Source organism: Streptosporangium sp. NPDC006007 (assembly GCF_040614315.1).
In the GTDB taxonomy this organism is placed as follows: domain Bacteria; phylum Actinomycetota; class Actinomycetes; order Streptosporangiales; family Streptosporangiaceae; genus Streptosporangium.
This window is the reverse complement of sequence record NZ_JBEXUG010000006.1, coordinates 40,892-62,710: the sequence shown is the minus strand read 5'-3', so window position 1 is coordinate 62,710 and position 21,819 is coordinate 40,892. Positions and strand designations below refer to the sequence as shown.

The following is a 21,819-nucleotide window of genomic DNA, read 5'->3' as shown; positions in this document are numbered from 1 at the left end:
CGGCACACGCCTTGCGCTCCCGGGAGGTACGGCATGGCCTGGTCGCAGGACGAGGAGCGAATGCTGCTGCAGATCGAGCGATATCTCGTCGATGAGGACCCGCGGCTGGCGGCGCGGCTGGAGTCGTTCAACGAACGTGTCCAGCGCAGGGAGGGGGGCCGCCGTAGGCGCCGGGCGAAAATACCGGCGGAGGGGCCGCGCCGGGCGACGGTCGTCATCATGATCAGCTGGCTGCTGATCGTCGTCCTGATCGCCATGCTGCTCCTGCTCGTCCTGCGCCACGAGGCCGCGGCCGCGCTCCCGCTCTGAGCCCGGCCACCGGACCCTCGACCGGCTCCAGGTCACGTTGATCTCACGTTCGAATCCAGGCCGGGCCGGACATCGCCTCCTGGACGGCTCGGCGTGGCGGCCCTTCGGCGGGCCGTACCGGATCAGCTCAGGGCGCGCAGGAACCTGGCGGCCACCGGAGCGGCGACCGCGCCGCCGCCCGAGCCCTCCTCGACGATCACCGCGAAGGCCAGGTCGCCCCGGAAACCGATGAACCAGGCATGGGTCTTCAGATCGTTCTGCGGGCCGAACTCCGCGGTGCCCGTCTTGCCCCGGGTGCCGGAAGGAAGCCCCGCGTCCTTGGCCGTGCCCTTGGTGACCACCGCGGACATCATCCGATGGATCCTGGACGTGACGCCCGCGGGGAGCTCCTGCGGCTCGGACCCCTGCTCGATGGACGGCACCAGCGTCGGGGGGCGCCAGGTGCCGTCGGCCAGCGTGGCGGCGACCGAGGCCATCAGCAGCGGGCTGGCGGTGATCCGGCCCTGGCCGAAGGACTCCGCGGCCAGCTCGGCGTCGCTCTGAGCTCTGGGGAAGCTCCCCTTGGCGGCCGGGACGCCGAGGTTCAGAGGTTTGTTGAAGCCGAACAGCTCCGCGGCGCGCACCAGCTTGTCGGCGCCGAGCCGTTCCCCGGCCAGCGGGGCGAAGGTGGTGTTGCAGGAGTAGGCGAAGGCGTCGGAGAAGCTCACCGAACCGTATCCGGCGTGGTGGGCGTTGCGGATCGGCAGACCGCCGATCGTGACGTCCTTGGGGCAGGTGACCCGCTCATCGGGGGTCATGCCGCCGGCCAGCAGCCCGACCGCGGTGATCGCCTTGAAGGTCGAACCGGGCGGGTAGCTGCCGTCCAGGGCCCGGTTGAACCCGCCCTGGTTGTTCACCACGGCGAGGACCTCGCCCGAGGACGGCCTCATCGCCACCAGCGACGCGGTCTTCTTCAGCTCGCGCACCGCGTCGGCGGCGGCCCGCTGGACCCGCAGGTCCAGGCTGGTCCGTACCGCCTCGCCGTCCGCTCCGTCGATCCTGCCGACCAAGGCGGCGGCCGCGGCTCCGGCGCCGGTGATCTGGATCTCGGTGGCGGGCGTGCCGGCCAGGTGCCGCTGGAAGGCCTGCTGCAACCCGCTCCTGCCGATCGCGTCGCCCACCCGGTAGGAGGAGCCGAGCTGCTTGACGTCCTTGGCGGTGGCCTTGTCGAGGTAGCCGACGAGTTGCTGCACCGAGCCGCCCACGTCCCCGTCGTCGATGCGCTCGCCTCCGGCGGCGGTGATCTCCGCCCGCTGCGGCCATCGGGTCTTCAGCGCGAATCCGGCGCCGCCGGTCAGCAGGGGGTGCACCGCCGCGGGGGACCACCTGACCCGCCAGTGATGGTCGACGACCGCCAGGTCGAGGGCGCCGGAGTAGCTCCACTCGCCGATGTTCCTCAGCTTCAGGGTCGCGGTGTAGGCGGCCCGGCCGACACCGTCACCGGTCCGCCCGGCCGAGTCCAGCCGCACCGTCGTCCCCTCGACCGCGAGGCTCTCGCGCATGTCCCGGTAGGCGCGGTCGAACGCCGGGTCGGTCACACCGAGCTCGGCGCGCATGCCGGCCAGGTCACCGGCCTGCCAGGCCCGGACGAACCGCTGCGCGGTCTCCTGCGGGGTGCCCCGGGTGTGCAGGAGCCACCACGCACCCCCGCCGGCGGCTCCCGCCACCAGCACGACGGCCACCGACGTGATCGCGATCGTTCTGCCACGCGGCACCTGACCCACCCCCGCTTCTCCGTGCCCAGACGCCGCAGCCTAGCCTGACCAATGCGACATGTGACGACAGATAGTCAGATATCCAGTTAGTTAGCCGGTCCCGGTACGACTGGGAGCGTAGCTCGCCACGTACTCCTGCCCGGACAGCTCCCGGATCGCGGCCATGATCTCGTCGGTCACCCGGCGCCGGTCGCGGGCGCTGTTCTGTGAGCCGGTGAACGTCAGCGGCCCGCCGATCCGCACCCCCACCCGGCCGAGCGCGGGCACCGACGCCCCGATCGGCAGCACCCTGTCGGTACCGCTCATCGCCACCGGGACCACCGGCGCCCCGGTGGCCAGGGCCAGCCAGGCGACCCCGACCTTGCCCCGGTACAGACGCCCGTCGGGGGAGCGGGTGCCCTCGGGGTAGATGCCGAACAACTCTCCGTCCTTGAGCACCCGGGCGGCCGCCTCCAGCATGTCCTGCGCGGCGGTGGGACTCTGCCGGTCGATGCTGATCTGGCCGGTGGCCCGCATCCACGCCGCGGTGATCGGGTTACCGGTGAAGTACTCCGCCTTGGCGACGAACCGCACCTGGCGCGGCAGTACCAGCGGCAGGAAGGTCGAGTCGAGGACGGACAGATGGTTGGAGGCCAGAATGGCCGGTCCCGACCCGGGCACGTGCTCGGCCCCGATGACCGTGGTCGGCCACAGCAGATGAAGAAAGGGGGCGCTGACGGACTTGGTCAGGCGATAGAGCACGGGCTCTCCTCATAAGACGGGCTCACCACACTAGGCGGTGGCCCGGCGGCCGACAGGTGTGCGCCCCCGCGAGGCGGGGACTCCACGGTTGTAGCCCTCCAAAGCCATGGGCCTCTTCCGGGGCGAAACCTGAAAAACGAAACGCCCCGCGAGGGCGAGAACCCTCGCGGGGCGGAACGTTTAGTGCCGATGTGGCGGTCGCCTCCTCGGCGAGAGGCACAACACGGCTCCAGCCGAACGGTATTCCGTGAAGGCGGTAATTTGCGGCCCGGGGGACACAAACCACATCGGCACGATCACTCTAACGGACGGACGCCGCTGGTTATTCCGCATCCGCGCCCCCGGCGTGTCCGCGCCGGGGGCGCCGGGAAAGGGGCCGCGGTCACAGCGGCCTGGGCGGGGGCAGGGTGATCCTGTCGACGGCCTCGCGGCGGCGGCGCTCGGGGCGGCGGTCGTAGCGGGCGGTGGTGGCGGGGGAGGAGTGACCGACGAGCGCCTGGGCCGTCGCCAGGTCCACGCCGGCGTCGAGCAGCTCGCCGATGAAGGTACGCCGGAAGTCGTGCGGGGTGCGCGGAGCCGCCCCCGCCTGGGCCAGCCGCCTGCTCAGCACGTCGGCGATCGCCTGCCCGGTCATGGCCGCGGGGCCGCCGCCCCCGGTTCGCAGCGAGCCGTACCGCCCGATCGGGCAGAACAGCGCCCCCGCCGGACGGCCCCGTACGGCCAGCCAGCGCTCCATCCGGCCGACGGCCTCGGCGGTGAGGTAGACCATCCGCTCCTTGTCGCGTTTGCCGCGCACCCTCAGCGAGCGTGACCCCGGGTCGTAGTCGGCCAGGGTCATCCCGGCGATCTCGGCGCGGCGGCAGCCGGTGGAGTACAGCACCGCCAGCAGGGCGGCGTCACGGATCCCGGCGGGGGAGCCGTCGCCGTCGCACGCGGCCAGCGCCGCGCCCACGACCTCGGGCGGGATGTGCTGACCGGTGGGCAGGCGGGTGTGCTCGACGGTGGGCAGGTCGGCGGCGCGCTGGTACTCCTCGGCGGTCATCCGGCCCAGCCGCCAGGCTTCGCGCAGCACTCTGCGCAGCGCCACCAGGTGCTTGTTGACGTAGGCGGGCGACCAGCCGCGCTCCATCATCAGGGCGCGGATGCGCACGGTGTGCTCATAGCGCAGCAGATGCCAGGGCCGGCCGGCGCCGGAGGAGACCTCGTCGCCGGAGACGAGCGCGGCCAGGCGGTCCAGGCAGCCGCGCATGGCGCGGCGGGACTCGGGGCTGGACAGGGAGTCGAGATAGGCCCGGTAGGGGTCTCCGGCGGGCTCGACGACGGGGCGGGGCGGTTCGGGGACGGCGGGCGCACTCACTCCGCCGACCCTACCGGGTCTTATGAATCTACATTGTAAAGGCGCTCGTCTGATTCAAAAACGATCAAGAAAAAGCACAAACATCCGCCCAGGGCGAAGCGGCAGGATGCCGTTCGAAGTCGCCGGTTTGTCGGTGGGAGACGGTAGACGTTGGGGTGACTGAGGCGACATGGCCGACGGGGCGGTCGGCACGCTCCGCCCGAGAAGGAAAGGACACAGATGCCCGAGGTGCTCAGCAGGCGCGCGCTCAACCGGGCGACCCTGGATCGGCAGCTGCTGCTGACACGGGCCGGGCTGCCGGCGTTGGAGGCGATCCGGCATCTGTACGGCATACAGGCCCAGGCGCCGAACCCGCCCTACGTCGGGTTGTGGACCCGGCTGGCCGATTTCGGGCACGAGGAGCTGGCCGGGCTGCTCCGTGAGCGTCGGGTGGTGCGGCTGGTGTTGATGCGTTCGACCATTCACCTGGTCGCCGCGGAGGACTGCCTGACTCTGCGCCCGTTGCTGCGGCCGATGCTGGAGCGCGGCCTGCGGGGTGCCCACGGCAGGGGGCTGGCCGGGGTGGATCTGGAAGAGCTGGCCGCGGCGGGGCGGGCTCTGGTGGAGGAGCGGCCGCTCACCTTCGGTGAACTCGGGCGGGCTCTGCTGGAGCGGTGGCCCGAGCGTGGCGCGGCGGATCTGGTCAACGGTGTTCGTAACACGGTGGCTCTGGTGCAGGTGCCGCCGCGGGGTGTCTGGGGGGTGGGCGGGCAGCCGGCGCACACCAGTGCGGAGGCGTGGCTGGGGCGTCCTCTGGACGGGCGGGCCCGCCTGCCGGAGATGATCCGCCGTTATCTGGCCGCGTACGGTCCGGCGACGGTGATGGATGTTCAGCGGTGGTCGGGGCTGACCCGGCTGGGGGAGGTTGTGCGGGGGATGGGGTTGCGGTCCTTCGTGACCGAGGGCGGTGCGCGGTTGGTGGATCTGCCCGATGCCTCGCGTCCCGATCCGGAGGTTCCGGCTCCGGTGCGTTACCTGTCGGAGTTCGACAACATGCTGCTGTCGTTCGGCGAGCGGACCCGGGGTCGGATCATGGCGGACGAGTATCGCGGGAGGGTTTTCACGGTCAACGGGATCATCAGGGCGACGGTGCTGGTGGACGGGTTCGTGCGGGGGTTGTGGCGGGTGGTCTCCGGGCGGGGTGAGGCGGTGCTGGAGGTGGAGTTGTTCGAGCCGGTGGGGGCGCGGGAGTGGGAGGCGCTGGAGGCGGAGGGGATGCGCCTGCTGGGGTTCGTCGCCGCGTCGGCGGGGGTTCACGGTGTCCGGCTGGTCTGAGCGCGGGCTTGTCGGTAGGGCGGCTGCCACCAGCCGTCGTCTGAGGGGTTTCCTCAGGTGATGTAGGTGTTTAGCGGTTGCGGGGTGTGGGGGAGGGGTGCGGCGGGAAAACCTGGTGCGCATATCGGATATGCCCGGCAAAGTGGGCATAATGATGTCCGGTTTCGTGCCTGGTCTACAGCTTTCGCGTGACTTCTATCTGCGGGTTATGCAACCGATCGTCGCCGATGTTCCGCACAGTGCCGCGCTGGTCGGCCCCGGCTCGGAGGTGCCGGCCTTCGACACCGAACGCTCCACCGACCACGACTGGGGGCCGAGGGTGGTGCTGTTCGTCGCGCCGGAGGCGGCCGGGAGGGTCCGGACGGCCGTGGCCGGCGGCCTGCCGGAGACGTTCGGCGGCTACCGGGTGCTCTGCGGCGTCGCGGGCGGCACGGAGGTCACCGGCGCCGCGGCCTGGTTCGAGGAGCGGCTGGGGTTCGATCCGCTGGGGCCGATCACCGCCCTGGACTGGCTGGCCGCGCCCTGGCAGCGGCTGGCCGAGGTGACCTGCGGGGAGGTCTTCCACGACGGCCTGGGGGTGATGGCGCGGGTGCGGGGGGCGCTGCGCTGGTATCCGGTGGATCTGGAGCGGTATGTACTGGCCTGTCAGTGGAGGCGGGTGGCCCAGCGGGAGGCTTTCGCGGGCCGGTGCGGGGAGGTGGGCGACGACCTGGGCTCGGCCCTGGTCACCGCGGACCTGGCCGGGGATCTGATGCGGCTGGTGCTGCTGATGCGCCGCCGTTACCCGCCGTACGCCAAGTGGGTGGGCAGCGCCTTCGCCCGGCTGCCGGGTACGGCCGAGCTGGGTGAGGCGCTGTCGTGCGCGGTCGCGGCCGGTGACTGGCGTGCTCGTGAGCACCATCTGGGCCGCGTCTACGAGCGGGTGGCGGGGCTGCACAACCGGCTGGGCCTGACCGCGCCGATGGAGACCGCGACGCGGAGGTTTTACGACCGGCCGTTCCAGGTGATCGGGGCTCAGCGTTTCGCCGACGCGCTCGGCGCCGCCATCGTCGATCCGCGGATCCGCGAGTTGCCGCCGGCCGGTTCGGTCGACCAGTTCGGCGACTCCACCGACCTGCTCGTCCATCCGGGGCGTTGCCGGGCGGCGGTGCGGGCCGTGCTCGGGCTTCGGGCTTTCGCCTTTTAAGCGGTCATCGGCCGGCGGAGGCGGCCCAGCATCCGGCGTTCGAACCACAGTGAGGTGAACGGCGGCACCGCGCAGGCCAGGCCCAGTGCGATGGTCGGCAGGCTCCAGCGGGCGGTGCGCGCCGCGGCGAGCACTCCGGCCACGTAGAGGACGAACAGCGCGCCGTGAACGGGGCCGAAGATCTTCACTCCGAGGTCGCCGGTGTCGGCGAGGTACTTGAAGTACATGCCGACGAGCAGTCCTGCCCACGAACACGCCTCGGCGATCGCCACGTAGCGGAACAGACGTAGTGCGCTGGGCACGGTGGGCACCTCTTCTTGCAGACGGGGAGACGGCTCCCCAGCCTAGGGCCCGTGGGGGGTGGTCCTGTTTTCAGGACCCCACCAACGGACGAAGTAGTCGAAAATCCGACAAAATGCGATGCGGGGGAGAGGCGGCGACGACGCGACGGCGGACGGAGCCTCGGCCCGGTGACGGGCCCGTCCTCCGGCCGGCCCCCCACCGGAGAACGGGGGAGAACAACAGCCAGGGGAGAGGACGGCGCGGGGGAGGGGCCATGCTGGACCATGTGAACGACGACCTACTGCCCATCGGCCGGTTCGCGCGGCTGTGCCGGCTCAGCGTCAAGCAGCTGCGCCACTACGCCGAGCTCGGCCTGCTGGTGCCCGCGTGGGTCGACCCCGACAGCGGTTACCGCTACTACCGGGCCGATCAGGCCAGAGAGGCGCTGTCCATCGGACTGCTGCGCTCACTGGACGTGCCGCTGAGCGCGATCGGCGAGGTGCTGTCGGGTACGGCTCCCGCCCAGGCGCTGGGACGGGTGCGCGACGACCTGGAGGCCGAGCTCGCCCGGCGCCACCGTACCCTCGCCACGCTGGAGCGGCTGCTGTCGCGAGGGCTGCCCGAGGTGGAGGTAAACCTGACCGGGGAACGGGCCCGCCACGTCGCGCTGGCGCGCGACGTGGCGGTCACCGAGCGGGACATCCCGCGGGCCGTCGCCGGATGCGTGGCCCGGCTGACGGCCTCGCCGACCGGGGCCCCCGGCGGGCGGCGCCCCCCGGGCACCCCGGACGACGCGGATGGCGTAGCCGGAGAGGTGCGGCTGACCGGCCTGTTCCCGGTGGAGCTGGGGGAGCGGATCCCCGTGGCCGTCGCCATCGAACTCGACGACCTAGACGATCCGGTGCCTCCGGGCAGCCGGCCGGGCGTGCTCCCCGGAGGCGTCTTCGCCTGTGCCACCCACGTGGGCCCCTACAACCAGATCAACCTCACCGCCCACGCGCTGCTGTCGTGGTGCGCCGAACGCGGCCACGCCCCCCGCGACCCGTTCCGCGAGGTCTACCTGTCCGACCCGGCGTCCACCCCGCCCGAGCGGCTGGTCACCCGGCTGATGATCAGACTGGAGAACCCTCTCGACCGGTAGCGCCGCCGTTCCCCGGGGTCTCCCCGCGCGTTCAGCCCGGCGGGGGCCGTCACGGCAGGGTGAGCACGCGCGGGCCGTCCTCGGTCACGGCCACCGTGTGCTCGACGTGGGCCGCGCGGCTGCCGTCGGCGCTGGACAGTGCCCAGCCGTCGGGTGCGGTCAGGTAAGCGCCCGCGCCTCCGGCGACGAACATCGGCTCGATCGCCAGCACCAGGCCGGGCCGCAGCACCATGCCCCGCCCGGGCCGGCCGTGGTTGGGCACGTGCGGGTCCTCGTGCATGGCGCGGCCGATGCCGTGGCCGCCGAAGTCGGCGAGGACGCCGTAGCCCGCCCGGCGGCCGGCCAGTGCCACCGCGTGGCCGACGTCGCCCAGCCGGTCGCCCGGCACGCACGCGGCGACGGCCGCGCCGAGTGCGGCCTCGGCCGTGGCGATCAGCTCCAGGTCCTGCGGGCGGGCCCGGCCGACGACGAGGCTGATGGCCGCGTCGCCGGCCCAGCCGTCCAGGTAGGCGCCGCAGTCGACGCTCAGCAGGTCGCCGGAGCGCAGCCGGTAGCCGTCGGGGATGCCGTGCACGATCACCTCGTTCACCGACGTGCAGATCACCGCGGGGAACGGGGTCGGCGCGAAGGCCGGACGGTAGTGCAGGAACGCGGACCGTGCGCCCGCGGCGGAGATCACCGCCGCGGCTGTCTCGTTCAGCTCCAGCAGGCTGACGCCCGCCGCCGCGTGCGCGCGGACCGCCGCCAGCGCGGCGGCCACCACCCGTCCGGCCTCGCGCATCGCCTCTCGCTCCGCCGCGGTCTTGATCTCCACCATGTGCCACACTCCCGAATACCAAATACTTATACCGGTATTGTTATCACGTTTGCTAAGCTCCCGCCCATGGTGAGACCTCCACTGACCGAACTCGACCACGAACGCGGCCACCGCCTGGGCGCGATCCTGCGCCAGGCGCGCGGCACCCGCAGCATGACCGAGGTGGCCGCCGCCGCGGGACTGTCCGCCGAGACCCTCCGCAAGATCGAAACCGGCCGGGTCCCCACCCCGGCCTTCTTCACCGTCGCCGCCCTGGCCCAGACCCTGGGCATCTCCCTGGACGTCCTGGTCGAGGTCTGCGCCGCCGAACGCGCCGCCTGATATCATCGAGACACGCCCTCCCCGCCAACACCGGACGGCCCCGCAGCCCCCGGCCACCCGGCGTCAACCCCGCCACCCCTCACCCGCCGCCGGCATCCCCGCGCAGCAGCGGATGGGACCGCATCGCCACCTCCAGCTCACCGGGCAACTCGTCACGGTAACGCCCCAGCGTCGCCAGGTCACTGTGCCCCAGCACCCGCCGCACCGCGTCCATGTCCACCGCGTCGGCCAGCAGATGAGTGGCGGTGGTATGCCGCAGGCCGTGCGGGGTGACCGAACGCCGCCGATCGGGATCCACCCACCGCTGCACCCGATCGATCACCGCCTGAACATCCCCCCGCGCCAGACGCCTGCCCCGCCACGACAGCAGCAGCGCCTTGTCCGCCGCCCCCTCCCGGCCCCGGGCCAGATACGCCTCCAGCACACGGGCGACATCACCGGGCAACGGCACATCACGGGTCTTGCCGCCCTTGCCGAAGATCCGCCAGTACCGCACCCCGTCGTTGGTGTAGAAATCCTCCACGTCGGCCCGCACCAGCTCCGACACCCGCGGCCCCATCGTCGACAGCAGCAGAACAATCAGCGCGTCACGCAACTCGGTACGCTGATCACGCCGCCGCGCCCGCCGCGGAACCGCCGCCGGCACCGCGCCGCCCTCATCGCGCCCGCCACCCAGCTCACGCGCCGCACCGATCAGCCCCTGAGCCTGCTCACGTGTCAGCGCCCGCCGCTGCGGGCGCAACCCCCCGCGCTCCCTGGCCGTCACCGTCGCCAGCGCCATCGGGTTGATCTGCACCCACCCCGTCAGCGCCGCATGCTTGAACAACGCCGAGATCGACCGCCGAAACCGCGCCTGCGACGAGGCCGACTGCATCCCGCCGCCGGGCTCGGACCTGCGCCCGTCAGGCTTACGCGCGAACGCCAGCAAAATCGCGTCCACATCCTCGCCGGTCAGATCGTCCAGAACCGTCTCCTCACCCGCCAGCCGCACGAACGTGGCCACGTCACGCGCGTAGACCTCCGCCGTCGACGACGACAACGCACCCGTCAGCGTCTTGGCCCGGATCAGCTCCACATAGCGATCACCCGACTCCGACACGGTGAGACGATTCAGATCAGCTGGCCGCATGACCGCACAGACACCCTTCCTCGATCAGCCCGACCGTACCGGCAGGCACCGACAACATCCCCGCCCCAGCCCCGGACGCCCCGCACCCGGACCCACCCCGCAGACACCCACCCGGGCGCCGCACCGGACCCCGGACTCAACCGGCCCCTCCCACCCCCCGGGAGACCTACATGTAGGAGCGGGTGACCGCGACCAGCTCGGGAACGGCGTCGGCCGTCCTGACCAAAACCACCGACGGGGGAGTCCGCTCCCGCACGTCCTCGGTCCGGATGGCCATCACCGCCGGAGGACTGCCCAGATCGCCGTACCGCACGGCCACCGCCCCACTGATCGCCCCACCCGCGTCGCACACCACGTCCTTGACCACCCCGTGCGCACCCGAAACCGACAGATAACCGATCAACGCGGCGAACCTCAGCTCATCGGCCGCCGTCGGATCGCCCTCATCCGGCGGTGGCCGCGGCGAATCCAACCAGAACACCCCACCGTACAGAAACCCCGCATAAGACACGTCACCCCGGCCCAGCGCCCGCACCGCGTCGGCCACCACCCGCCCGAACTCCACCAGATCACCGTCCGGTGGCAGATCGGTGGTGACCAGCAACGGCACTATCAGCGAATCCGCCATCGGCAAGCGTCCCTCCGTGAGTCGGCTCATCGTAGGGCCCGCCACCGACAATTCCGCGACTTCAGCACCACCCGGCGCGCCAGTACCGCGTGGACCGTCACACGCCCCCGACCCCGATCCCGGCACCGTCACCGATCCCGTGACAACGTCCTCCCGAGCCGAAATCCCGCCCGAAACCAGGACGCCGGTGAATCACGCCACATCCGCGGTCACGGCGGAGAGGCCCAGGCCAAGGCATGCGAAGATCGATCGACGGCGGCGGCACCGCAGGCGAGGAAACGTGATCATGCTGATCAGAGCGGCACGGGCAGACGAAGCCGAGATCCTGAGCGAGCTGGCGATCCGCTCCAAGGCGTACTGGGGCTACGACGAGACGTTCATGGCGACCTGCCGGCACGAACTCGTCGTCCCCGCCTCGGAGGTCGAGAACCTGCGAACCGCGGTGGCCGAGCACGACGGCCACATCCTGGGCTTCGCCACACTGGAGGGAGAACCACCGGAAGGCGCCCTGGGCATGCTCTTCGTCGACCCGCGGGCCATCGGGGAAGGCATCGGCCGCCGCCTGTTCGAGCACGTCACCTCCACCGCCAGAGGCCTCGGCTTCGCCCGCCTCACCATCGACGCCGACCCGAACGCCGAGCCCTTCTACCTGGCCATGGGCGCCACCCGCATCGCCTCGACCCCCTCGGACAGCATTCCCGGGCGGATGCTCCCGCTCCTGGTGATCACCGTCGCGGAACGCCGCGCCGGAGGGGAGGATCCGCACTCGCGGGATTAGACGCGGCAAACGCTCACGGTCGGGCAGGCCGCTTGAGACGGCCATGACCACGGACGGGTTAAGTGAGACGCCGGATCCGGCCTGTGCCCGCGAAGTGGTTTTCGCCGGGCGGGGATACACCGGGCGGGGCGTTTGACTCGGGGTGTGAGCCATCAGGCCATCCGGGGATTTAGGGGTTTCTGTTATGAAAAGTCTTTAACCAGACAGAATTCACCTTCTGTCTGGTTAGGGGTTTGATGGGGAAAACATGACCATCGGGCCGGAGGGTGACCGGACGGTTCTCCGGCCGGTACGGAGGAGATTCCCGTGGTCGGCCGGGGCCCGCCGGATGGCGCCCGGGGTGCGCGGGGGCCGCGGGTGCGGGCCGCGGAGTATGGAGCCTCTGCCGCGCGGGTGTTCGATTCAAGATCGCTTTACCCGGATGTTCGATCTACGCCGGTGTTCGATCATCGGAGGCGCCGCGGACGCCGGGGCCCGCAGTGGGTGTCCGCCGGTGCGCGTCCTCGGCTCGGCGCGGTGTCGGTGAGATCTCGGGGCCGGTGTGCGGCTGCTCGGCCGGTGCGCGTGACGGCTGCGGAGGGTTCGCGGTGCGACGCGTTTTCCCTGCCCTTCCGGCGTGTTTGATGCATAATTTTACTTATGCATCGCTTTGAGGCCACTCCCCGGAATCGGAGTCGATGGCGACGTGTCTCGACACGGCCTGGGCCGCGCGGTTCAAGAAGGCGGGCAGGCCGTTTAGCTGGCCCCGGATCCGGATCTACACCAAGCGGCGCGGCCACCGCAGTAAGCACTGGGCTGAGGAGCCTGATGTCGGACTGATGTCGGACTACCGTCCCCGGGACGGGATCGTCGTCCTCCTGCTCACCGCCCCGCTCGTCAAGAGCCCTCCAGGCTCTCCGGCCCCATGTCGATCGCCCATGAGTGAGGGCGCCTCTATCGCCTTCTGGCTGGTCAACGGCTTCACCCACGTCTCTCCGCGTTTCTGTAACACCTGGGTGGCAGACCCTTCGACGGTGGCGTAGCCGTCCGGGGCGGCGCCCGGCCCCGGTGAGGCGGTCCGCCGGCGGGGCCGGGTGTAACGCCGGCCGTCCGTCCGGCGGGGGTGCCGGCGCCCTCCCCCGCCGGATTGGGTCACCGTCCGTGTGCGGTGGGCGGGTCCGCGGTGGCCGGTGCGGTGTGTGCCGGCTCGGATGCGGTCCGCCGGACCGGGCCGGGAAGCCGCAGGGCGGCGAGGACGGCCGCGCCGAGCAGTACGGCGGCCACGGTCAGGGCGGGCACCATGCCGCGCGTGTAGTCCTGCGGGGCGATGGTGCCGCCGGCGGAGACGAACACGGTCGCCAGGACGGCGACGCCGAGTGCGCCGCCGGCTTCGCGGAGTGCGTTGAGCGCTCCGGACGCCTGTCCGGCCTCGTGGGGGTGTACCGCGCCGAGTACCACGCCGGCCGAGGCGGGGAAGACGAGTGCCATGCCGGCGCCGCCGAGTACGGCCGGGCCGAGCAGTGTGGTGAACGGCAGGCCGGGGGTGAGGACGGCGGCGAGCCAGCCGAAGGCGGTGGCCTGCAGGCCGAGTCCGGTGGCCACCAGGGTGCGGGGGCCGATCCGGTCCCCCGCTATTCCGGCGAGCGGGGAGACCAGGAGGGGCATGAGTGTCCAGGGCAGCATTCGCAGGCCCGCCTCCAGTGGTGAGTGGCCTTGGACGGTCTGCAGGAACGGGGCGATCAGGAAGATGCCGCCGAAGGTGCCGAAGTACATGGCGACGTTGGTGATGTTGATCGTGCGGAAGGCGGGGACGGTGAAGAAGCGCATCGGCAGCATCGGTTCGCGGGCCCGGTGTTCCCAGTGGACGAAGCCGGTCAGCAGTGCGGCCGCGGCGGTCAGCAGGGTGATGACGCCGGCTGACAGCCATCCTGTGGAGGGGGCGAGGAAGAGCGCCAGGAGCAGGGTCGTCAGTCCGGTGGTGACGAGTGCCGCTCCGGCCGGGTCGAGGCGGCGTGCGGGGCCTGCGCCGGGGGGCAGGATGTGGTGGGCCGCGAGGACGGCGATCGCGCCGATCGGCACGTTCAGCCAGAACACGTGCCGCCAGGACAGGGCGTTGACCACCAGGCCGCCGACGACCGGGCCGAGGGCGACGCCGAGGCCGTTGGCCGCGGCCCAGATGCCGAGGGCCAGTCCGCGGTCGCGGCCGGGGAAGGCCTCTCCTGTCAGGGTGAGGCTGAGCGGGAGCAGTACGGCGGCTCCGGTTCCCTGGAGGGCTCGGGCGGCGATGAGGAGGGTGGTGTCGGGGGCGAGTGCGGCGGCCGCCGAGGCGAGGGTGAAGGTGGTGAGGCCGAGGGTGAAGACGCGGCGTCTGCCGTAGCGGTCGCCGAGTGCGGAGCCGAGGAGGAGGAGTACGGCGAATGACATGGTGTAGGCGTTGAGCACCCATTCGAGGTGTGGCAGTGAGGTGTTCAGGCCTGTTCTGATGCGTGGCAGGGCGGTGGTCACGACGAGGTTGTCCAGGGTGGTCATGAACAGCGCGGTGCAGACGAGGGTGAGGGTCGGCCAGGGGCGGCCGGTCGTCTCCGGGCCGGGACCGGGTGCCGGTTGGGGTGTCACGGGGTCTGGCCCGGGTGTTCGATCCGTACGGCGCCCCAGAGCATCGAGCGGTCCCGGATCGCCCATTCGGTGGCGGTGGGGTCGTCGGTGGCGGTGAAGCTGCGGCTGACCGCGATGGCGCCGGGGGCGGCCGCCCGGTGTAGGGCGGCGCGGAGCCGGTGGGCGTATTCGGGGCCGGTGCCGTCGAGCACGTTGGACAGGCTGAAGCCGTCGTAGGAGGCCGGTGGCACCGATTCCAGGTGGTGGGCGACGTCGGTGTGGATCAGGGTGATGCGGGCCGGGTCGATGGGTGGGGTGGGGGTGGGGGTGCCGAGCAGGAGGCGGTGCAGGAAGGGGTTGTCGCGGTTGGGGTGGCGGGCGAGTCCTCGTTCGAGGCGGGTGCGGAGCAGGATGTCGAAGCGGGGCGTGGTGCGGGAGGTGAAGGCGGAGAATCCGGTGGCGCGTATTGAGGCCGGGGAGGTGAGCAGGGCGAGGATGGCGCGTAGCCGGCGGGTGTTGAACCGGTCGTGCCACTGTCGTATTTGTTCGGTGGGGTCGTCGAGTGAGCAGAAGCGGGTGAGGGCGGTGTGCCGCCAGCCCGCGAGGGTGAGGGCGGCGCGGGTGAGGCGCTGCATGTGTTCGACCGATCCGTCTTTGGGGGGTGCGCCGGTGATGCGGTCGCGGACGTGGGTGAGTTGGGCGGGGTTGGAGTCGACCGCGGTGACGTCCGCTCCCTGTGCGGCGAGGTGCAGGGCGATGTCGCCGCCGGAGGCGATGACGAGGAGTCGTCCGGTGGCGGGGAGTACGGCTGTTTCGACCGCGTGGTCTTCGTTGACCGTTCCGTAGATCAGCCGGTGGCGTCGGGTTGGGCGGGGTGTGGTGCGGTTGCGGGGTGGTGGTGTGGCCGGTGTGTGGTTGTGGGGGGCTGCGGTCATCTCTGTTCCTCTGGTCGTGGTCTGGCCGGGGGCTCGGAGGGGACGGCGGGCCGGGGGTCAGGGGGTGGGCCGGTGGAATCTCCATGGGGAGCGGACGAAGGCGGCTCGGTCGTGGTGCAGCAGCGGGGCCATTTCCGGGTCGCGGCCCAGGTCGGCGAGGTCGGTGCAGACGGGGGTGGCGGCTATGTCGGCCGCTCGCAGTCGTTGCGCCCATGTGGTCGCGGAGTCGGTGGTCAGCAGTGCGGTCAGGTCGTCGGTGCCGGTGGTTCCGGTTGCCCGGTGCAGGTGGGTGGCCGTGGTGGCGGAGGGTATGGCCAGCCAGCCGTCGGCGGTGCGCAGTGGCCGGTCGAGTGCGGTCCATGCCGGGCGGCCGGCGCGGCGGCCGTGTTCCCGGCCGGTGGCCAGTGCTTCGAGGATCGGGGCCTGCAGGACGTCGGCGGCGGGCAGCAGGCCGGATTCGACGCGGCGGCCGTGGCCGTCGTGTTCGCGGGCGAGGAGTGCGGCCAGTACGCCTTCGGCGGTGAGGAGGCCGCCGAGGAAGTCCAGCAGTGTCATCAGTGACGGGGCCGGTGGTTCGCCGGGTGGGCGGAGGGTCTCCCCCAGGCCCGCGTAGGCCTGCACGATGAAGTCGGTTCCGTGGAGGGGGGCGGGTCCTGGTGTGCCGTTCCAGGCGGAGGCCTGGGCGTATACCAGGCGGGGGTTGAGGGTGGTCAGGGTGCTCTCCCCCAGTCCGAGTTCGGCGGGTTTGCCGGGGGCGAGGTTGTGGAGGAACACGTCGGTGGTGCGGATGAGGTCCATGACGGTGTCGCGGCCGTGTGGGGTGCGCAGGTCGGCGTGTGCGACGTGTTTGCCGCGGTTGAGTGCGAGGAAGGGGGCGGAGCAGTCGCCGGCCATGGGGGGGAAGCCGCGGTGGGGGTCGCCGCCGGGGGGTTCGATCCGGGTCACCGTGGCGCCCAGGCGGTGCAGCACCATGCCGGTTACCGGTCCTTGGATCCGGCGGCCCAGTTCGACGACGTGGAGCCCGGCCAGGGGGTGTTCGCCGGCGGGGGGCGGGTGCCGGTCCGTGGTGGTGGGGGGTGGCCGGTGGCCGGTGAGGGGGGTGATCGACCAGGGTGGGCCGACGCGTGCGCCGGTCCGGCGCAGTCCGAGTTCGGTGATCCGGTCCTGGTGGTCGCGTAGCCGGCTCACGGCGGCTCCCGCCTGCAGGGCCGCGGAGGTTATCTCGGTGAAGGGGTGTGTCCGGGTGGTGGTGTGCAGTTCGTCGGGGAGCAGGGCTTCGGCGCGGGGGAAGCGGATGTCGAAGGTGAGCCAGCTGCGGGCGGCGGCGCGGGCGGGGGCGCCCAGGAGGGTCCAGAGCCGGTGCCAGGAGTCGGGGGTGAGGCATTCGATCTCGAATCGGATGCCGTCGGCGGATTGGAAGGGTGGGGGTGTTCCCCGGGTGATCAGGGCGGGCAGGGGGTGTGGGTCGTCGTCTTGGGCGGTGGCGGTGGCCAGGTAGTGGGAGACGCACAGGAGGGCGGCCTCGGTGACCGAGGTGGCGACGTGGGTCGTCCGCCGGCCGCGGGTCCGGGCGAGGAGGGCGGCGAGGGCCGCGGTGGTGGCGAGTACTCCGGCGGCGGTGGTGGCGTAGTCGACGCCGATGCGTCGTGGTCCGGTGCCTTCGCGGCGGCCGTGTACGGCCATCAGGCCGCAGCGTGCCTGGGTGGTGACCTCGTCCACGGGGCCGGGCCGGAGTGGTCCGGCCCAGTCCACGCCGATGGTGAGCGGGTCGGTGTCGCCGGTGGTCAGGGTCAGGTCCCGGTGGTCGCCCGGGTGGGGTTGGGCTCCCAGGTCGGTGAGGTGGCGGTGGCACAGCCGTTCTGCGGGGGTGCCGGTTCCGCCGCTGATCCGGTGGCCGGTGAGTATGGTGGCGGCGTTGTGCGGGCTGCCGGTGGGGGGTGTTTTCATCGGGTTTTCCGGGGGGTGCGGGGTGTGGGGCGGGTGGTGATGTGGGCGGCCAGCAGGGCGGCGTCGCGGCCGACGCCGGTGAGGAGGGCGGAGGCGCGGTGGGTCTGCCAGGGCAGGCCGAGCACGTAGAGGCCGGGTAGTGGGGTTCTGCCTCGGGTGTGGCGTGGTCTGCCGTCTGTGTGCAGGAGGCCGGGGTCCAGCCAGGGCAGGTGGTGGCGGTAGCCGGTGGCCCAGATCACGGTGTTGACGTCGAGGTGGGTGCCGCCGGTGAAGGTCACCCGGTGGCCGTCGGTGGCGGTGATCGGGCCGAGCCGGGTGAGGAGGCCGCGGCGGGCCGGGGTGCGCAGGTCGGTGCCGATCACGGCTTCGCGGTTGCGTATCCGCCGGCCCAGGGCCGAGTCGGTGTCGAGGGTGAGGAGTCCGAGGCGGTCGAACAGGTGGAAGAGGTCGCCGCCCAGGATGCGCTGGGGCAGGTGGGGCAGGGTTCTGCCGGACAGGAGGACGTGGCGGCCGTGCAGGGTGAGTTCGGCGGCGATCTGCGCGCCGGAGTTGCCGGATCCGACGACGAGTACGGGGCCGTCGGGCAGGGAGGCGGGGTTGCGGTAGTGGGCGCTGTGCACCGTGGTCACCTGGGGGGACAGGCCGGTGGCCGTGGCCGGGATGTGGGGGGTCTGGAAGGGGCCGGTGGCCATGACCACGTGGTGGGCGCGCAGGGGGTGGCCGGTGGTGGTGAGGGTGAGGGTTCCGTTGTCGGTGTGCAGGCCGGTGACGCGGGTGCCGAGTCGTATGGGTAGGTCGAACGTGGCGGCGTAGTGGGTGAGGTAGTCGGCGACGGCGTTTTTGCCGGGGTGGTGGCCGGGGGGGCCGGGGAAGGGCAGGCCGGGCAGGCCGTTGTGGCGTGCGGGGGTGAAGAGCCGTAGTGAGTCCCAGCGGCCGCGCCATGAGGCGCCCAGTTCCGTTGCGGCGTCCAGGAGGAGGAAGTCGCAGCCCAGCCGGGTCAGGTGGTGTCCCATGGCGAGTCCGGCCTGGCCGGCTCCGATCACGGCGACGTGTGTGTCGGTGCTCATCTCGTCGGCGGCGCGGGCCGGCTCTGTGGGAGGGCCGGGGTGCCGCTCCTCCTTCCGGGCGGGGGTGCCGGGTGGGGTGCTGGCGGGAATTTGTCCGTGGTGAACCATCAGAGGTTGGTTGAGGGGAATTGTCGAGCCTCTGTCGTGTTCTCGACATTCTGTGGCGCGGGTCTTATTTCCGGGGATTCCATGGGGGTATGGATACGCCGCTGGATGGTCGGTACTGGCCGCCTGGTCTGCCGTTTTCGCTGGATTATCCCGATGTTCCGGTGACGGCGATTCTGGCGGGTTCGGCGGGGCGCTGGCCGGGGCGTGTCGCGTTCCGGCAGGCGGGGCGGGAAATGCGGTATGGGGAGTTGTGGAGGCAGGCGTGCCGTTTCGGTAATGGTCTGCGCGCGCTGGGGGTCGGCCGGGGTGACGTGGTGGTGTGCCGGTTGCCGAATGTGCTGGAGTTCCCGGTCGTGTATTACGGGGTGCTGCTGGCCGGGGCGGTCTTCTGCCCGGTGAATCCGCTGCTGCCCGGTGGTGACCTCGCCGTTCAGCTCGGTGAGTGCGGGGCTGTGGCGCTGGTGACGGCGGATCTGGGCCCGGCGGTGCTGGAGGCCGTGGAGGAGGCGGGGACGCGGCACGTCGTCGTGGCCGGGGACGGGGCGGGTGCCGTCGTGCCGGGTGGCCGGGCGGTGGGTCTGGCGGCCGTGGGCGCGGGGCGGGGGTGCGATCCGCCGTCGGCGGGGCTGGTCCCCCGGGCCGATCTGGCGCACATCGTCTACACCGGCGGGACCACCGGGCACCCCAAGGGCGCCATGCTGACGCACCGTAACGTGGTGGCCAACACGCTGCAGAACGCCTGCTGGTTCACCGGGACGGTGCCGGGGGCCGGCGCGGGGGCGGGCGGTCATCAGGGGGTGGTGCTGGAGGCGGCCGGTCCGGCGGCGGAGTACGCCCAGCGGCCGGGTGAGACGAGCATCGTGACCGTCGCCCCGTGGTTTCACGCGCTGGGCCTGATCGCCTATCTGGGGTTGCAGGTCGCGGCCGGCTCGACCGTGGTAGTCCATTCGAGGTTCGACGTCGCCGCGTTCGTCGCGGACGCGCGGCGGTTCGGGGTGACCCAGGTGGGGGGTGCGCCCGCGATGTTGCGCGCGCTGCTGGCCGATCCGTCGTGCCGGGCGGGTGCTCTGCCGTCGGTGCGCACGGTGACCTGCGGGGCGGCGCCGCTGCCCGGGGAGACCTTCGCCGGGCTGCGGGAGCGGTTTCCCGGGGCGGCGATCGTGGAGGGGTACGGCATGGCGGAGGTGACGATGGGGGTGAGTGCGAATCCGGTGAACGGTTCGGGGCCGCGTAAGGCGGGCAGTGTCGGCCTGCCGCTCTTCGACACCGAGGTGAAGGTCGTCGGCGCGGGTGGCGCGGTGGTGACCGGTGGCACCCCCGGGGTGGGTGCCGGGCGGGAGGGGGAGATCTGTGTGCGGGGCCCGCAGGTGATGGCCGGCTACCGGAACCGTCCTGAGGAGACCGCGGCGGTGCTCAGCGCCGACGGGTGGCTGCGGACCGGCGACGTGGGGGTGGTGGACGGGGACGGTTACCTGTCTGTGGTCGGCCGGGTGAAGGACCTGCTCATCTACAAGGGTTACAACGTCTATCCCCGGGAGTTGGAGGAGATTTTGCTGGCCCATCCGGCGGTGCGGAACGCCGCCGTGGTCGGCCGTCCCGACGCGGAGGCGGGTGAGGTGCCGGTGGCGTTCGTGGCCGCGGCGGCGCCGGTCGGGGCGGAGGATCTGCTGGCTCACGTCAACGGGCGGGTGGTGCCGTACAAGAGGGTTCGCGAGGTGCGTTTCGTGGACGAGATTCCGGTGTCGGCGTCGGGAAAGACTCTGAAACGCCTGCTGCGTGATCTTCTCTGATCCTGCCGTGTGTTTTCTCCGGGGGGGGGGCGTTCACGGCGCCGGTCCGCCGGTCGGCGGGGGTGGTCCCCCGGCGTCGTTGCCGGGTTTTCGCCGTTGAGTTTTCCGCGTGGGGCGGTTCCGTTCCCATCCGCATCAGAGGGAGTGTCCATGACGGACGGTGTCAGGGTTGATGTCGCGATCGTCGGCAACGGTGTCGTCGGGTTGTCGATCGCGCTGGAGCTGGCCCGGCGTGGCTCTGGGGTCCGGGTCGCGGTCGTCGGGCCGCCGGATCGCGCGGGGGCGGCCTCGGTGGCGGCGGGCGCCATGCTCAACTGTTTCGGTGAGGTCACCGCGAGGACCTCGGCGCACGAGGCGGGCCTGGCGAGGCTGCGGTTGTGCCGGGAGGCGCTCGACGCGTGGCCGGGCTGGCTGGAGGACCTGGCCGAGGAGGCGGCGGAGCCGGGGTTGCCGGGGTATTTCCGGCCGGGCACCTTCGTGGTGCTGAACACGAGGTCGGGGAGGCTGGACGAGGACAACTTCCACGCGACCAGGGCGGCGCTGGCCGGGGCGGGTGAGCCGTACGAGGAGGTGGAGCCCCGTGACATCGCCGGTCTTGATCCGGTTCCCGGCGGCCGGCCGCTCCGTGCGATGTTCCTGCGGCGGGAGGGGGCGATCGACGCGCGGCGGGTGCTGGCCGCGCTCGGCCGGGCGGCCGGGCGGTACGGCGTGCTGGACGTCCCGGCGGAGGCGGAGTCGCTGCGGGTGACGGAGGACCGGGTGACCGGTGTGCGGCTGGCGGGCGGCGGTGTGGTGTCGGCGGGTGCCGTGGTGGTCGCGGCGGGGGCGTTCAGCGGGCGTTTTCTCGGCGTGCTGCCGCCCGGCGCGGTGCCTCCGCTGCTGTCGGGGGTGGGGATCTCCGTGGAGACCCGGCGGGTGCGCCCGCCGGGTTTTGAGCATGTGGTGCGCACGCCCAACCGGTCGGGGTCGTGCGGGCTGCACGTGGTGCCGCTCGGGGACGGGCTGGAGTACATCGGGGCGACCAACATCGTGAGCCGGTCGCCGGTTCACGAGCCGGATCTGGGGATGACGCAGTTTCTGCTGCAGTGCGCCCGTGAGCAGCTTGACCATCGCCTGTTTCACTCCCTGGCCGGCCGGTGGATGGTGGGCAACCGGCCGGTCGCGCTGGATGGTTTCCCGCTGTTCGGCGGCACCTCGCTGGGCGGGCTGTCCCTGGCGGCCGGAACCTACCGGGACGGGTTTCACTGTTCGCCGGTGCTCGCCGGGCGGGTGGCCGGGCAGGTGTTGTCGGCGTCGGCGGTCGTGGAGGGTCTGGAGCTGTTCCGTCCCGAGCGTGCCCCGATCGAGACCATGTCGGTTGAGGAGTCGGTCGCGGAGTTCGCCTATCACGGTGTCTGCGGGGCTTTCGAGGGCGGGCTGGAGTTGCCGTCCTGGATCGACCCTCAGGCGCTCGAACCGGTGTACCGGCAGGCCGCGGAGGGGTTGTACGGCCGGATGGAGGCCCCGGTGGCGTTGCCGCCGGAGATGGTCATGCATCTGTCGCTCAACGCCGCCTCGCAGGACGACGTCGAGTCCGTGGCCGGGTATCTGAAGGCGGCGGCGGCTTATCACGCCGGGCGGTGACGGGGCGCCGGGGGTGGG

Annotated in this window: 20 protein-coding genes; 9 read left to right on the top strand and 11 right to left on the bottom strand. The window is 71.9% G+C overall.

What is annotated here, in order from left to right; translation table 11 throughout:
• Window positions 1–33 precede the first annotated feature (33 nt).
• Window positions 34–309 (top strand): DUF3040 domain-containing protein, encoded by a 276-nt coding sequence (locus ABZ194_RS07125; protein ID WP_355593276.1) that lies wholly within the window; start codon window positions 34–36, stop codon window positions 307–309.
• 122 nt (window positions 310–431) lie between these two features.
• Here ABZ194_RS07125 and ABZ194_RS07120 read toward each other — a convergent pair whose 3' ends face one another.
• From ABZ194_RS07120 to ABZ194_RS07110, 3 genes are all read right to left on the bottom strand, one after another.
• Window positions 432–2,063, bottom strand: coding sequence for a penicillin-binding transpeptidase domain-containing protein (locus tag ABZ194_RS07120; protein WP_355593274.1), 1,632 nt, complete (start codon window positions 2,061–2,063; stop codon window positions 432–434).
• A 90-nt stretch (window positions 2,064–2,153) separates the two neighbouring features.
• Window positions 2,154–2,804: a lysophospholipid acyltransferase family protein gene (locus ABZ194_RS07115; protein ID WP_355593272.1), complete on the bottom strand. Its 651-nt coding sequence runs from the start codon at window positions 2,802–2,804 to the stop codon at window positions 2,154–2,156.
• Window positions 2,805–3,186: 382 nt separating this feature from the next.
• Window positions 3,187–4,161: a tyrosine-type recombinase/integrase gene (locus ABZ194_RS07110; protein WP_355593269.1), complete on the bottom strand. Its 975-nt coding sequence runs from the start codon at window positions 4,159–4,161 to the stop codon at window positions 3,187–3,189.
• A 219-nt stretch (window positions 4,162–4,380) separates the two neighbouring features.
• On the opposite strand from ABZ194_RS07110, the gene ABZ194_RS07105 reads away from it, so the two are divergent.
• Both ABZ194_RS07105 and ABZ194_RS07100 read left to right on the top strand, forming a co-directional pair.
• A complete protein-coding gene (locus tag ABZ194_RS07105) occupies window positions 4,381–5,475 on the top strand; it encodes a winged helix DNA-binding domain-containing protein (protein WP_355593267.1) in 1,095 nt (364 codons plus the stop codon).
• 208 nt (window positions 5,476–5,683) lie between these two features.
• The gene (locus ABZ194_RS07100; RefSeq protein WP_355593265.1) at window positions 5,684–6,661 is read left to right on the top strand and encodes a DUF4037 domain-containing protein; all 978 of its coding nucleotides are present in this window, start codon (window positions 5,684–5,686) and stop codon (window positions 6,659–6,661) included.
• On the opposite strand, the gene ABZ194_RS07095 is transcribed toward ABZ194_RS07100, so the two are convergent.
• Window positions 6,658–6,963: a DUF3817 domain-containing protein gene (locus ABZ194_RS07095; protein ID WP_355593263.1), complete on the bottom strand. Its 306-nt coding sequence runs from the start codon at window positions 6,961–6,963 to the stop codon at window positions 6,658–6,660. The genes ABZ194_RS07100 and ABZ194_RS07095 overlap by 4 nt on opposite strands.
• Before the next feature lie 254 nt (window positions 6,964–7,217).
• On the opposite strand from ABZ194_RS07095, the gene ABZ194_RS07090 reads away from it, so the two are divergent.
• A complete protein-coding gene (locus tag ABZ194_RS07090; protein WP_355593261.1) occupies window positions 7,218–8,084 on the top strand; it encodes a MerR family transcriptional regulator in 867 nt (288 codons plus the stop codon).
• A 49-nt stretch (window positions 8,085–8,133) separates the two neighbouring features.
• Here ABZ194_RS07090 and map read toward each other — a convergent pair whose 3' ends face one another.
• The gene (gene map / locus ABZ194_RS07085; RefSeq protein ID WP_355593259.1) at window positions 8,134–8,901 is read right to left on the bottom strand and encodes a type I methionyl aminopeptidase; all 768 of its coding nucleotides are present in this window, start codon (window positions 8,899–8,901) and stop codon (window positions 8,134–8,136) included.
• A gap of 66 nt (window positions 8,902–8,967) precedes the next feature.
• Here map and ABZ194_RS07080 point away from each other — a divergent pair, with 66 nt between their 5' ends.
• Complete coding sequence (locus ABZ194_RS07080; protein WP_355593257.1) at window positions 8,968–9,222, top strand: helix-turn-helix transcriptional regulator; 255 nt, start codon at window positions 8,968–8,970, stop codon at window positions 9,220–9,222.
• Window positions 9,223–9,301: 79 nt separating this feature from the next.
• Here ABZ194_RS07080 and ABZ194_RS07075 read toward each other — a convergent pair whose 3' ends face one another.
• Window positions 9,302–10,321, bottom strand: coding sequence for a tyrosine-type recombinase/integrase (locus tag ABZ194_RS07075; protein ID WP_355593255.1), 1,020 nt, complete (start codon window positions 10,319–10,321; stop codon window positions 9,302–9,304).
• Between the two features lie 196 nt (window positions 10,322–10,517).
• Window positions 10,518–10,979 carry a hypothetical protein gene (locus ABZ194_RS07070; protein WP_355593253.1) on the bottom strand — a complete coding sequence of 154 codons (462 nt, stop codon included), beginning with the start codon at window positions 10,977–10,979 and terminating at the stop codon, window positions 10,518–10,520.
• A 286-nt stretch (window positions 10,980–11,265) separates the two neighbouring features.
• Here ABZ194_RS07070 and ABZ194_RS07065 point away from each other — a divergent pair, with 286 nt between their 5' ends.
• Together ABZ194_RS07065 and ABZ194_RS07060 are read left to right on the top strand one after the other, a co-directional pair.
• Window positions 11,266–11,757: a GNAT family N-acetyltransferase gene (locus ABZ194_RS07065; protein WP_355593251.1), complete on the top strand. Its 492-nt coding sequence runs from the start codon at window positions 11,266–11,268 to the stop codon at window positions 11,755–11,757.
• A gap of 677 nt (window positions 11,758–12,434) precedes the next feature.
• Entirely contained in the window at window positions 12,435–12,779 is a 345-nt protein-coding gene (locus ABZ194_RS07060) for a hypothetical protein (RefSeq protein WP_355593249.1), read from the top strand.
• A 109-nt stretch (window positions 12,780–12,888) separates the two neighbouring features.
• Here the strand turns inward: ABZ194_RS07060 and ABZ194_RS07055 are convergent, their stop codons facing one another.
• Genes ABZ194_RS07055 through ABZ194_RS07040 form a run of 4 tightly spaced genes read right to left on the bottom strand, consistent with a single transcriptional unit; the run spans window position 12,889 to window position 18,280 of the window.
• The gene (locus ABZ194_RS07055) at window positions 12,889–14,352 is read right to left on the bottom strand and encodes an MFS transporter (RefSeq protein ID WP_355593247.1); all 1,464 of its coding nucleotides are present in this window, start codon (window positions 14,350–14,352) and stop codon (window positions 12,889–12,891) included.
• Window positions 14,349–15,266 (bottom strand): DUF3419 family protein, encoded by a 918-nt coding sequence (locus ABZ194_RS07050; RefSeq protein WP_355593245.1) that lies wholly within the window; start codon window positions 15,264–15,266, stop codon window positions 14,349–14,351. The genes ABZ194_RS07055 and ABZ194_RS07050 overlap by 4 nt, the downstream gene beginning before the upstream one ends.
• A 57-nt stretch (window positions 15,267–15,323) precedes the next feature.
• Window positions 15,324–17,213, bottom strand: a complete 1,890-nt coding sequence (locus tag ABZ194_RS07045) for a CoA transferase (RefSeq protein WP_355593243.1) — start codon at window positions 17,211–17,213, stop codon at window positions 15,324–15,326.
• The gene (locus tag ABZ194_RS07040; RefSeq protein ID WP_355593241.1) at window positions 17,210–18,280 is read right to left on the bottom strand and encodes an NAD(P)/FAD-dependent oxidoreductase; all 1,071 of its coding nucleotides are present in this window, start codon (window positions 18,278–18,280) and stop codon (window positions 17,210–17,212) included. The genes ABZ194_RS07045 and ABZ194_RS07040 overlap by 4 nt, the downstream gene beginning before the upstream one ends.
• A 269-nt stretch (window positions 18,281–18,549) precedes the next feature.
• Between ABZ194_RS07040 and ABZ194_RS07035 the strand changes: the two genes are divergently transcribed.
• The gene (locus ABZ194_RS07035; RefSeq protein WP_355593239.1) at window positions 18,550–20,178 is read left to right on the top strand and encodes a class I adenylate-forming enzyme family protein; all 1,629 of its coding nucleotides are present in this window, start codon (window positions 18,550–18,552) and stop codon (window positions 20,176–20,178) included.
• Between the two features lie 150 nt (window positions 20,179–20,328).
• Window positions 20,329–21,801: an FAD-dependent oxidoreductase gene (locus ABZ194_RS07030; protein WP_355593237.1), complete on the top strand. Its 1,473-nt coding sequence runs from the start codon at window positions 20,329–20,331 to the stop codon at window positions 21,799–21,801.
• Window positions 21,802–21,819 lie beyond the last annotated feature (18 nt).